Annotated in this window: 9 protein-coding genes and 2 pseudogenes; 7 read left to right on the top strand and 4 right to left on the bottom strand. The window is 40.9% G+C overall.

What is annotated here, in order from left to right:
* Positions 1 to 137 precede the first annotated feature (137 nt).
* The 4 genes and pseudogenes from PN838_RS10345 (at position 138) to tldD (ending at position 6,506) form a co-directional block, all read left to right on the top strand.
* Positions 138 to 4,231: pseudogene (locus tag PN838_RS10345) on the top strand (YhdP family protein).
* Positions 4,225 to 4,734, top strand: a complete 510-nt coding sequence (locus PN838_RS10335; RefSeq protein WP_272180602.1) for a nitrilase-related carbon-nitrogen hydrolase — start codon at positions 4,225 to 4,227, stop codon at positions 4,732 to 4,734. The pseudogene PN838_RS10345 and the gene PN838_RS10335 overlap by 7 nt, the downstream one beginning before the upstream one ends.
* A 28-nt stretch (positions 4,735 to 4,762) precedes the next feature.
* Positions 4,763 to 5,056 carry a nitrilase-related carbon-nitrogen hydrolase gene (locus PN838_RS10330; RefSeq protein ID WP_272180601.1) on the top strand — a complete coding sequence of 98 codons (294 nt, stop codon included), beginning with the start codon at positions 4,763 to 4,765 and terminating at the stop codon, positions 5,054 to 5,056.
* Positions 5,057 to 5,066: 10 nt separating this feature from the next.
* Positions 5,067 to 6,506: pseudogene (gene tldD, locus PN838_RS10325) on the top strand (metalloprotease TldD).
* A 72-nt stretch (positions 6,507 to 6,578) separates the two neighbouring features.
* On the opposite strand, the gene yjgA reads toward tldD, so the two are convergent.
* On the bottom strand, positions 6,579 to 7,097 hold the full coding sequence (gene yjgA / locus PN838_RS10320; RefSeq protein ID WP_215963984.1) for a ribosome biogenesis factor YjgA: 519 nt from the start codon (positions 7,095 to 7,097) through the stop codon (positions 6,579 to 6,581).
* A gap of 89 nt (positions 7,098 to 7,186) precedes the next feature.
* On the opposite strand from yjgA, the gene pmbA reads away from it, so the two are divergent.
* Positions 7,187 to 8,530 carry a metalloprotease PmbA gene (gene pmbA / locus PN838_RS10315; RefSeq protein WP_272180600.1) on the top strand — a complete coding sequence of 448 codons (1,344 nt, stop codon included), beginning with the start codon at positions 7,187 to 7,189 and terminating at the stop codon, positions 8,528 to 8,530.
* 103 nt (positions 8,531 to 8,633) lie between these two features.
* On the opposite strand, the gene PN838_RS10310 is transcribed toward pmbA, so the two are convergent.
* From PN838_RS10310 to priA, 3 genes are all read right to left on the bottom strand, one after another.
* A complete protein-coding gene (locus PN838_RS10310; RefSeq protein ID WP_272180599.1) occupies positions 8,634 to 9,065 on the bottom strand; it encodes an SPOR domain-containing protein in 432 nt (143 codons plus the stop codon).
* A gap of 135 nt (positions 9,066 to 9,200) precedes the next feature.
* Positions 9,201 to 9,650 (bottom strand): hypothetical protein, encoded by a 450-nt coding sequence (locus tag PN838_RS10305; RefSeq protein WP_272180598.1) that lies wholly within the window; start codon positions 9,648 to 9,650, stop codon positions 9,201 to 9,203.
* A gap of 90 nt (positions 9,651 to 9,740) precedes the next feature.
* A complete protein-coding gene (gene priA / locus PN838_RS10300) occupies positions 9,741 to 11,396 on the bottom strand; it encodes a replication restart helicase PriA (RefSeq protein ID WP_272180597.1) in 1,656 nt (551 codons plus the stop codon).
* An 86-nt stretch (positions 11,397 to 11,482) separates the two neighbouring features.
* On the opposite strand from priA, the gene PN838_RS10295 reads away from it, so the two are divergent.
* Both PN838_RS10295 and rpmE read left to right on the top strand, forming a co-directional pair.
* The gene (locus tag PN838_RS10295; protein WP_215963980.1) at positions 11,483 to 11,836 is read left to right on the top strand and encodes a hypothetical protein; all 354 of its coding nucleotides are present in this window, start codon (positions 11,483 to 11,485) and stop codon (positions 11,834 to 11,836) included.
* Between the two features lie 129 nt (positions 11,837 to 11,965).
* Complete coding sequence (gene rpmE, locus PN838_RS10290) at positions 11,966 to 12,178, top strand: 50S ribosomal protein L31 (RefSeq protein WP_215963979.1); 213 nt, start codon at positions 11,966 to 11,968, stop codon at positions 12,176 to 12,178.
* Positions 12,179 to 12,318 lie beyond the last annotated feature (140 nt).

Genomic DNA, 12,318 nt, shown 5'->3' with positions numbered 1-12,318 from the left:
TTGGAATTTTTGGCCAGTTAATAGAACTTATCTCTTGTTTCAAACTCAAAGATAAATACACCTCTTGCATAATCGATTGTGCGGATGTCTATTATATTCAATTCTAAATTTCATTTAGATAGTTGATCGTATTGCTGGTGGTGCCTAATGCCTTTACACCACAGCAGAAAGGAAAAAGATTGTTAAAGAAACTGTTTGTTAGATGCGCAAAGATACTATGGGGCTGTATTGCTACCAGTGTTGTGCTTTTGGCTGTTGTGATCAGTGTCTTAAAGTATTCTTTACCTTATGCCGACGAATATCGACTTGATATTGAAGCCTACCTTTTTGAACAGTTTTCTGCAGAAATACATATTGGCGGGATTGATGCTAGTTGGCATCGTTCTGGGCCTGTCATAATCCTAAAAGACGTGCAACTCGCCCCGTCACCATCTGCGCCACTCGATATTAGCATTGCTGAAACACGTATAGAATTTAACTTTTGGCAATCCTTAAGCCAACAAAAAATGGTGACGAGTGCCTTTTTGTTGGACGGAATTCGTTCGTCTATCGACAGTGCGGTGTTTTTTAAAGTTAGACCAAGTAGCGAAGGAAGCGAGCTATTTGAAAGTCTTAGTCATCTATTTTTATCTCAAGTACAACAATTTAGAATTCTAGACAGTTTTATCGTTGTAAATTACGACGACGGCGAATCACAAAACTTTCAGTTAGACAACCTAACCTGAGTAAATAACGGTAACCGACATCAAGGTCAGGGTGAAATTTACGTCGATGGATTTTCTACGAATTCAATGAATGTCGTTGTCGATCTTTACGGACAACGCCGTACCGATATTTTTGGCCAAGTTTATTTTGAAGCCAATAACATGGATGTAACACCATGGTTAAAACAACTGGTAGGAAAACACATACAAGTTAAAGGCACAGATGCGAATTTTTCCGTTTGGGGCGAAGTGAAAAATGGCCTTGTGGAAAACATCTTGCTAGACGTCAATAACAGTAAGTTGAATTGGCAAAAAGCGAAACAAGATAAGTACTTAAACGTTGAAAGCGCGCAAATACAATGGTGGAAATCTGAAGGCAACTGGCTATTGTTTGGCAATGAAATCCAATTAGTCACCGACGTAAATCGTCCTTCGCCATTTAACTTTACCGTTAAATATGGCACTGAAAAGTCGCAACTACAGGCCAATAAATTTGACTTAACCGCGGTAACCCAGTTGTTCACGCTATTTTCCGCCACCAAGCAATTTAGTTTGTTAGCCGACTCTAATGTCGCAGGCCATGTCGGCGAATTGCAGATGCAATGGGGTGAAGACCTGCCATTAAGCGGCTACTTAGATGTTGTCGATTTTGATTTTGTGCCAAAAGCTACGGCCAAAGAAGCATATATGGGGGTGCAAAATCTAGAGTTTAAAGCCTATTGGAAAGACCAGGATATTTGGCTGGACCTTAACGGTAAAAACGGCACCTTGCTGACCGAAGATACATTTAGCGACACAATTACTTATCAAAAATTAAAACTACAAACATTGCTTAGTTGGCAATCTGGCAGTTTTGTTATGGAAATGCCAACGGTGGTTTTTCAGAACAATGAAATCAATTTAGACATGTCGTTGAGTTACAGTGAATTGGCAAATAGTCACTTGTCTTTGTACGCCGAGGTTACCGGTCCAACACAGGGTAAAATCGGAAAATATCTGCCACGATATTTGATTGGCGATGAAACTTACGATTATCTCCAGAAAGCCATTCATACAGGACGCGGCGAACTTACGCGCGTTTTAATAGACGGTAAGATTGACCAAGTTTTCAATTCTGAATTGGCTATTAGTGAGCGCGGTAAGTTCATTGTTGAAGCTAAGCTGCGTGATGGCCAATTTGAATTTGATCCCGATTGGCCTGCGATCGAAAAAATGAATGCCAAGTTGACTGTGACAGAAGACCGGATGGACATTTTTGCGGAGTCTGGTTTATTTAGTTCATTAGTTATCGACAATAACGTTTTAGCGAGTATTCCTTTAGTGGGGGAGCGTAAAAACGTTAATTTGAGTTTAACACCGCAACAATTGCAACTCAGCGACTTCCATCTATTAGTTGCTGAAACGCCTTTGAGAGATATTATTGGTGATGTATTTGAGTTTGTGCTGTTGGACGGAGCGGCAGATGCCGATATCAAACTCGTTATTCCAACGGATAGCAGTCCATTGCCAAATGGCGATATCCCTCAAGTGTTTGCATCGGGGACATTAGATACACATAAGTCGACTTTAAATTTGCCAAAACTCTATACCGAATTTGAAAAGATAGATTCAGTAATTACCTTTGCCAACGAAAAGTTTAGTGTTGAAGCTAAATCTGCTGATTGGCATAAACTGCCGGTGACATTTAATGTTTCTGGTGCTCAAGGTGAAGACGGTTACCATATAAAAAGTGACTTGGTTTCAACATGGTCAGTTGATCAACTAAATAATGTGTTTGAATTACCGGTCTTTGAACACGCATCTGGTGAGTTTTCATCAATGCTCAACGTCGAAGTTAATATCGATGACGAAGCATTTCAGTATGTCGTAGACGGCAAATCAGATTTGACCGATGTCGCATTGAATATTTCTGGGCCACTAGAAAAGGCTGCGGGTAAATATGCAAGCTTAGATATATCAGTATCGGGCGATCAGGATGATAGTAGTATTGTTGCTGAAATCGAAAATAGACTTGTCTTTACCGCAGAAATACCAGAAGGCTCAAGTCGCTTAGAACGCGCGCATTTAGCCATTGGTGGCGGGACGGGCGTATTGCCAGAATCGGGCTTTGATATTTCAATCGATACGCCTTTTATTGAATTTGAACCAACACTAAATTTCGTCTTAGATATAATCCACGCCTTACCTGAATCTGATCCTAGTAGCATAGGCGTTATAGACGCGCCAACGGCCATAAATGGGGTGATTTCGCACTTTAATATTCTAGGACAAGACTGGAAAAATGTAAGTTTAAATGCCACTAATAAAGCAACGGGCTGGTTGTTTTCGATTGGCGCGCAGCAGACATTGACTGATATAACGGTATTTAATGATATAAATAAAGACGGGATCCTAATTGATTCTCAGTTTTTGCAAATTGTCACTAGTGGTGAGCCAACAGCAGCACAAACTAAAACGTCAGAACTAATTTCTTCAGGCCTTGTCTCTCCAATTGGTCAGACACCTAACGAAAATATCGGATTAGATAAAACGGTGCAACCTGTTGAAGCTCGCGTCAGTAATTCGATAACCGATTCTGCAGAGCTTATTTGTAGCTTGCCACCAATACGATTTAAATGTGAAGTATGCTCATTTAATGAGAAACCATTAGGTAAAGTTCAACTCACAGCAAAACCTGTGGACAATAAACTGGTCATTGAGACATTCTCATTCGAATATGAACGAACTAAATTGGAAGCGACGGGAAGTTGGCTTGGCAACGAAGCCGGCGGTGTTACCTCACTGAAAGGTAAGTTGTATTCTCGATACTTCGGTAAGTGGTTACAAAATTGGGGGTTAAATTCTGGTATTAAAGAAAGTGATGCAACAATTAATTTAGCCCTAAGATGGGATACTGCACCACATGAATTTAGTTATGAAAAATTAAATGGTAAAGCCGATTTTAAATTGGGTGAAGGTTCGCTTAGCGAGATAAGCGATCAGGGGGCACGAATATTCTCATTATTTAGCCTAGACTCGCTTTATCGTAAACTGAAGTTTGATTTCAGTGATGTTTTTGCCAAGGGCCTTTTTATAATGACATCAAAGGCGATATCGTTTTACGTAATGGCGTTGCATTAACCGACAATATTAAAATGGATGGTGTTGCTGGTGATATGAATATGGCGGGTCAAACAGACCTTGCTAAAAATACTCTAGATTATAATGTTAGCTTTAAACCGAAAGTGACTTCGAGTCTTCCTGCAATAGCGGCTTGGTTTGCGCCAGCTGATGGTGGACTGACATTATTGGCGGCTATAGCGTTGGACAAAATTATTGAAAATGCTCCTGTGGTATCTGAAATTAAATTAAAGATCACCGGTGACTTGTCCGATCCAAAAGTAAAAGAAGTGGAGCGTTTTACGCGCACCGTTAAGTTACCCGATGACGTAAAACAAAAACGTCAGACCAAAGGCGCTAAAAAGAAAAAAGTCAATCAAGACGATAAACAACCAGAGACAGCAGAAAAGGGAGACGGCCCATGGTAAAAGTATTTAACTTACAAATGACCTCCGCTCCGAATGTTGAGGAAAATATCTCGACGGTTCAATCTTTATTGAACGAACGCGCCGATGAAGTCAGCGGTAATATTGTGGTTTTACCAGAGTGTTTTGCGTATTTTGGTGGTAAAGAGTCCGGCAGTTTTGACATCGTTCAACCTATTGGCGCAGGTCAATTACAAGCCGATTTGGCAAATATCGCACGTAAATTTAAGATCTACTTAGTTGCTGGCAGCATGCCAATTACTGGCAACGACAGTAAAAAGTTTAAAAACGTCTGTTTGGTATTTGGCCCAACAGGCGAATTAGTTTTAGATTATCAAAAAATCCATTTGTTTGACGTTACCGTTGCCGATGGCACTAAAAATTACCGAGAATCTGATACTGCAGAGGCGGGGGACAGACTTGCGATTTTTAAGGTTGGTGAGTTAAACGTTGGAATAGCGATTTGTTATGACCTCAGGTTCCTAGCGCTTGTTTCAAATACTTAGACAAGACTTTGAGGTAGATTTAATTTTATTGCCGAGTGCATTTACTAAAACCACAGGAGCGGCTCATTGGCATACATTGGTGCAGGCCCGGGCAATTGAAACACAATGTTATTTTGCGGCTTGTAATCAAGTGGGAAGGCATCAAAATGGCCGGGAAACTTACGGACACAGCTTGATAGTAGACCCGTGGGGACAAATTTTAAGTGACGCCAAACTCGACATTGGCTTATATAGCGCGGAGCTAGATATTAATTATCTGGCACAAGTTCGTCGTCAAATGCCCGTCGCAGAACACAACCGAATAAACTACAAATTAAAGTAAAGAGACAATTTTGAATAGTGTAGAGCAACATATATTAGACGCAAATAAATTGACCGAACAGGATGTATTTAACGGTTTGGAAATCATGCTTGAACATAAGTTGGATTACGCAGATTTGTATTTTCAAGCGAGTTATCATGAATCTTGGGTGATGGAAGATGGGATCATCAAAGATGGCTCTTACAATATAGAACAAGGTGTTGGCGTACGTGCGGTTAGTGGCGAAAAAACGGGCTTATCTTATTCTGACCATATCAATGCTAAAGCAATTAACGATGCGGCCACAACGGCCAGAAGTATAAGCGCCGCGGGTGCACATGCAAAACAACAAGTCTTTAGTAAAACTAAAGCTAATAAAATCTACCCTGATCGTCATCCGTTAAACTTAATGTCAAATGATGAAAAAGTTGCTTTGTTGCGTAGCGTCGACAGCTACATCCGTCAGCAATCACCAACATCACAAAATATCGTAGTAAGCATCTCAGGAGTTTATGAACAAGTTTTAGTGGCCGCAAGCGATGGGACGTGGGGAACAGATACTCGTCCGTTAGTCCGCTTAAACTGCTCTGTTGTTTTAGAAAAAGACGGTCGTCGAGAGCGTGGTGGCGCAGGCGCTGGTGGACGTACAGATTATGGTTTTTTGTTGAATTAGTCGATGGTAAATTACGATACCAACAGATTGCCGACGAAGCGATTAAGATGGCGACCGTTAATTTAGACGCTATCGAAGCGCCGGCAGGTACTATGCCAGTTGTATTAGGTAATGGCTGGCCTGATGTGTTGTTGCACGAAGCGGTAGGGCACGGTCTTGAAGGTGATTTTAACCGAAAAGGGTCAAGCAACTACAGTGGTAAGATTGGTCAATCCGTTGCCTCTGAGTTATGTACTATTGTTGACGACGGCACTATGCTAAATCGCCGTGGTTCAATTAACATCGATGATGAAGGTGTTGCATCAAAATACAATGTTTTGATTGAAGACGGCGTATTAAAGTCGTATATGCAAGACAAGATGAATGCTCGTTTAATGGGCGTAGAGCCAACGGGGAACGGTAGAAGAGAGTCTTATGCTCACTTACCCATGCCACGAATGACCAATACTTATATGTTGCCTTAGTGAAAGTTCCCCTGAAGAAATTATTGCCAGTGTTAAAGACGGAATTTATGCTAATAATTTTGCCGGCGGTCAAGTTGATATAACGTCGGGCAAGTTTGTGTTTTCGGCTTCTGAAGCCTATTTAATTAAAGACGGCAAGATTAGTACACCTGTAAAAGGGGCGACATTAATCGGCAACGGGCCAGATGCAATGGCAATGGTTTCTATGGTCGGCAATGATTTAGCGTTGGATAAGGGCGTCGGTGTTTGCGGAAAAGACGGGCAAAGTATTCCGGTAGGCGTAGGACAACCAACACTCAAACTCGATGAGATGACTGTTGGCGGCACCCAATAAGCGGTTTCCAGCTAACTGAATTCAGTTCAACCAAGCTTTTAAGATAGCAAAACGTTTTTATAACTTAGTTATTTAAACGTTTTGCAGTCCAGTTTTAATATACTGAAATATCTCTTTAAAACTTTTGCCCGGTTTCTCTTTAGCAACTTCTTTTGCAGCTTGACGAGTCAGCTGACGAAGACGTTGTCTATCCAAGGAAGGGCAACGTTCAAGTAGGGCGTCAATTGCCTTATCTCCATTGTCTATAAGTCCCTGACGGATACTTTCAATCTCTAGAGAAAATTTGTCAGGTGCATTTTTAGGCGCAATAAACTTATGCAATTCACGTTTTAAACCTTCGATATCTTCATCACGTAACAACTTAGTCATAAACTGAAAGTGGCGACGTAATGCGTCTGGCTTATTACTGATCTTGTCAGCTAATTTGAATGCTTCTCTTAGCTCGTCACTCGCCGGCAATTTTAGTCGCTGGGATTTAGACAACTTAGTCAGCTGCGTAGCTAAAGCTTGTAGCTCTTTAACTTCTTTCTTTATTTCTGTTTTACTGATGTAATTTTCATCATCAGGCATTAAATAATATGGCTTTGTCATAGGATAAAAAAGTCTTATTTTTTGATAACTGGAGTATAGGTTTTATGCTATCCTCACGCGAGCATTTTCACTAAATTTTTTGAGTATATATGTCCCAGCAATATGATGTTTCCGAGGATATTAGTCAGGTTAAAGACGCCATCGCCGACTTAATGAAAATGGCGAAAACCTATGGCGCTACCTCTGCGGAAGCTGTTATCAGTAAATCAAAAGGCATCACAGTTTCAAGTCGTTGCCAAGAATTAGAGAATATCGAATTTAATCAAGAAGGTGCGTTAGGCATCACCGTTTATGTTGGACAACATAAAGGTTCGGCCTCAACCGCAGATTTAACTCACGACGCATTGAAGCAAGCCGTTAAAGCGGCCATCGACATCGCTAAGTATACATCAGAAGATGAATGTTCTGGATTGGTCGATAATGATGAGCTAGCCACTAATATTCTAGACTTAGATCTTTATCATCCGCATCAAATCAGTCCAGAAGAAGCCATTAAGTACTGTATTGAAGCTGAAAAAACCGCATTCGAAACCGACGCAAGAATAACGAACAGTGACGGTGCATCCCTTTCTTCGTATGAAGGCTTTAAAGTCTATGGTAGCAGTGAGGGCTTTATTGAGGGTTATGCAAGTACGCGACACAACTTGAGTTGTTCGGTAATTGCACAAGTTGACGAAGACATGCAACGCGATTATGCGTATACCGTAGAACGTGAATTTAACCTACTAAAAAGCCCAATTTGGGTCGGTGAAAAAGCGGCGCAGGCTGCTGTTTCTATGTTAGGTGCTCGAAAAATAAATACCTGCCAATCACCAGTTATATTTCATGCCGAAATCGCTTCGAGTTTATTTGGGCATTTAGTTTCGGCTGTTTCTGGCGGCAGTTTATACCGTAATTCATCATTTTTGATGGATTCGCTTGGTACATCAATTTTCCCAGACTTTGTTAACATTAGTGAACGACCACATATCATGAAAGGGTTGGCGAGCAGTCCATTCGACTCGGAAGGTGTTAAAACGTTAGACAGAGAAATTATAGATGCTGGTGTGTTAACAACCTATTTACTCACTGGTTATTCTGGCCGAAAATTAGGCATGAAATCCACAGGGCATGCCGGTGGCATTCATAACTGGTTGGTGAAACATACTGAACCTGATCTTGATGCTTTATTAAAGCAAATGGGCACAGGTCTGCTGGTGACTGAGTTAATGGGACAAGGTGTAAATACAGTAACCGGTGACTATTCCCGTGGTGCTGCTGGCTTTTGGGTTGAAAATGGTGAAATCCAATTCCCAGTTTCTGAGGTAACCATTGCTGGTAATCTAGCCGAAATGTTTAAGCAAATAGTGGCAATTGGTGGTGACGTTGAACGCCGAGGAGCGGTCCAAACGGGTTCAGTATTAATAGAAAATATGCAAATTGCCGGAAGTTAAAGTCGCTAGACAACTGCTATGAAATAAAACAAGCCACTGACATCAGTGGCTTTTTATTATCGCTACAAAAATTATTGTTGTTGCTGCTGTTGATTGGTATTACTTAACGCCACAACCATATTTCACAGTAATTAATGTTATTACTCTTTAATACATGACGTGTTTTTTCAGCGTCACGTTTGCGGTCGAATGGCCCCAAAATAACTTTATACCAAACTCCGCTGCTGCCTTCGACACGTTTTACCTGTGACTCGAAACCGGCAAATGCAATTTTCGCTTTTAAAGATTCAGCTTGGTCTGAATGCCGTAACGAGGCGCATTGCATCAAAAATGGCCCCTTGTCTTCGAGTTCATCAGCTGTAACTTTTACTTTTTTGTTCTCTAACTCTTCAATAAAAGTCCAAGTCTCATCTTCTGGTGGAGGTGGAACCGCTTGTTTTTTAACAACATTAGGTTTCGTTTCTGGATTTGCACCGTCGGTAATAAGCCCGTCATCTTTGATATTTAATAGAAAATAACCAAAACCCGCGACCAAAGATAAAACAATAATTGCTTTTATGATTGGAAATGGTCTTTTTGGTGGTGTTGATTCTTTTGGGGGCTTGGGTCTTTTTGCTTAGGTTGACTCACGTAATCTTTATTTTTCATGGGCAAAGAGCCTTAATTCAATTTAGTTGTGATCGATAGGATCAACGTCGATACTCCAACGGATTCTATTATCCTTTTGAATAGTATCCAAGTTTTCAATGAGCCAATCGACAACTTTGTGCAAATAAGGTCGAGATTGGCACTGTAATGTCAGAAGAAAGCGGAATTTACCGGCTTTTTTCATCATGGCGGCTGGACTCGGACCTAAAGTTTGCAGATTTGGGAATTGTCTTAAATGTGGCAAAAGTCCATTTAGCCATTCAAGACCCGCTGTTTCGTGGGTCGATTCGGCTTTTAATAGAATATGGTGAGAAAACGGCGGCAAATGTAACATTTTACGTTCATTTAACGTAAATACGGCAAAATCATTATATGTGTTGTTTACAACATCTTGAATGACCGGGTGTTCAGGGAATCGGGTTTGCAGCCAAACTTCACCTTTTATACTGCCTCGACCAGCGCGTCCGCTCACTTGGACAATGAGCTGAACGAGTTTTTCAGGAGCACGAAAATCGCTGCTAAAAGGGCACCGTCAACGTCGACTACGCCAACTAAGCTGACATTAGGAAAGTGATGTCCTTTGGCAATCATCTGTGTGCCAACGATGATCTGAGGGCCTTTTTGATTTATCTTTTCGAGGACTTCTGGAACTGTCCTTTTTACTTGTGCTGTCTCTATCCAAGCGAGTTAAAGGAATATCAGGGAACAATTCTCGCAATTTATATTCAAGTTGTTCGGTACCAACGCCAACCGCGGTTAATCGTGTTGAACCACAACTCATACATTGGTGAACGGTAGGATGCTGATGACCACAATGGTGACAAATGAGTTGGTTGATATTGCGATGGTAAGTCATATAACTTGAGCAACGATGACATTCAGTTAGCCAATGACACTCTTCACACATCAATACAGGCGCATAACCACGTCGATTAATAAACAGCATCACTTGATGACCTTGGGCTAGTTGTTCACCGATGCGTTCTATCAACGGAGTTCCTAAGCCGGAATCCTGTGGACATAAATTTAGGTCTAACAGTTTCATCGTTGGCATTTGGCTGCCAGCTGCACGTTGGTTCAGCTTTAAATGATGAAACTTCTGGGTCATTGCATTGTTTAAAGTCTCTAAACACGGCGTTGCCGATCCCAAAACAACCGGGATTTGAAATTTGTTGGCGCGATAAAGTGCGATGCTGCGACTGTGATACTTAAACCCGTCTTGTTGTTTAAATGATGGGTCGTGTTCTTCATCGATAATAATCAAACCTAAATCTGCGAATGGTAAAAACACTCCAGAGCGAGTCGATATGATGATTTTGGCTTCGCCAGATTGGGTCTTTTGCCACGTATCAAACCTTTGTTTATCCGTCATACCGGAATGCCATAACGCAATGCAAAGCTTAAATCGTTGTTCGAATCGTTTTATGGTTTGTGGAGTTAACCCAATTTCAGGCACTAACACGAGAATTTGCTGCTGTTTTAATAAACGTTGTTCAATTACCTGCAGATAAACTTCAGTTTTACCGCTGCCGGTGACACCATCGAGTAAAAAGGTTGTGTGACCAAAGCATTGATTTATCGCGGCAACAGCGAGTGCTTGCTCTGCATTTAGCGCTAAACCTGATTGTAGTTGCGATTTATCAATCGTGGTGGGGGCGGGCTTTATGTTTTGCCATTCCGCCCACTTTTGGTCGACAAATTTTTTAATAGTGGGGGCGGTAATCCCGTGGTCTGCCAATTGGATTCGACTTAGTGTCTTGTGCTTTAAAAGATCATAGAGCTGTATTTGCTTTTTGGCGTTGGCAGAAAACTCACTGCGTTTTGGCATCATTGGCGTTGCAACTAATGATTCAGGTAAAAGAGCCTCTAGTTGTCTGTTTTCTCTCAATAATTTGGGTAAAGCACTGTAATAAACATCGCCTAGTGGATGTTGATAGTATTTGGCTGCCCAATTTAAAAAGCCAATTTGCTCTTCGTTAAAGACAGGCTGGCTATCTATCATTTCAATAATAGATTTAAGCTTAGAATCCGGGATGTCCGTGGTGACGTCGTACTCAACAACAATAGCCACAAGGGACTTATTTCCAAAGGGTACTAGCACACGTTGGCCAGCACAAATGGTCAGTCCGTTTTGCTTTTCTGTAAGGGCATAATCGAATAATCGACGCAGCGGTACGTTTAACGCAACGCGTATTATTTTATATTCTAACTCAAACATGGCATGCGCCAACAATTAGATAGCTTGACATCAGATTAGCAATCACTTACTTTTGATGCGGTTTATATTATAGGCGTTATTCATTAATGGCTTCGTTTCGACATATTTTGAGTTTCGGGTTAGCTACCTTTATAGGGACTCTTACATTTAATAACAATGTAGATGCTAAGGAAGCAAGAATTTATTCTACAGAAGGATACTGTATATTAGCATTTGAGCAAATAGATAGTAGCTATTTGCAAGACTATGAGAAAAAACTTGGGTTTAAACCTAAGGTCAAGCTGTGCAATCGTGTAAATCGATTGGTTTCGGAGTTTCAACCTGAAAATTGGAATTACTCCTACGGCCAACCATACCCTGGTAGCAGTATTTACATAAATCCTGAACAAGTTAAATTAATTGAAGAAGCCCAGAATAACCGTCGACAAGTCCGTCGTTGATTATTTCTGCAGTTTAAGCCTTGATCTTTTTATTTTTCCATTTATAATTCGCGCCCTTAATTTTATTAACTTCGTATGGTATTCGACATTAAGATCGGATGGCGATGCGGCCCACTGAGGTAATCCAAAATGCAAAAAGATATCCATCCGCAGTACAACGAGATCAACGTATCTTGTTCATGTGGTAACAAATTCGTTACTCGTTCTACTCTAGGTAAAGACCTTCACTTAGACGTATGTTCAGCTTGTCACCCGTTCTACACTGGTCAGCAAAAAGCTGCTACTACTGGTGGTCGTGTTGATAAGTTTAAAAACCGTTTCGGTATGTTGGGCAAAAAGTAATTGTTGCCAAGCATCTAAAGAAAAGCACCTTAGGGTGCTTTTTTGTGCCTAGATTTTGAGTCTCAAAATTTTTATTGTTCTAACTCACTAATTGCGCATGAGTAGTTTATCCCGTTAACCTCGAATTACATGGTACAAGT

Source organism: Psychrosphaera algicola (assembly GCF_028401425.1).
In the GTDB taxonomy this organism is placed as follows: Bacteria; Pseudomonadota; Gammaproteobacteria; order Enterobacterales; family Alteromonadaceae; genus Psychrosphaera; species Psychrosphaera algicola.
This window is presented reverse-complemented; position numbering and strand designations above follow the sequence as displayed.

Excerpts from the sequence above, each read along its gene's own strand:
- PN838_RS10335 (WP_272180602.1), top strand. The coding sequence starts at position 4,225 with ATGGTAAAAGTATTTAACTTACAAATGACCTCCGCTCCGAATGTTGAG.
- yjgA (WP_215963984.1), bottom strand. The coding sequence starts at position 7,097 with ATGACAAAGCCATATTATTTAATGCCTGATGATGAAAATTACATCAGT.
- pmbA (WP_272180600.1), top strand. The coding sequence starts at position 7,187 with ATGTCCCAGCAATATGATGTTTCCGAGGATATTAGTCAGGTTAAAGAC.
- priA (WP_272180597.1), bottom strand. The coding sequence starts at position 11,396 with ATGTTTGAGTTAGAATATAAAATAATACGCGTTGCGTTAAACGTACCG.
- PN838_RS10295 (WP_215963980.1), top strand. The coding sequence starts at position 11,483 with ATGGCTTCGTTTCGACATATTTTGAGTTTCGGGTTAGCTACCTTTATA.
- rpmE (WP_215963979.1), top strand. The coding sequence starts at position 11,966 with ATGCAAAAAGATATCCATCCGCAGTACAACGAGATCAACGTATCTTGT.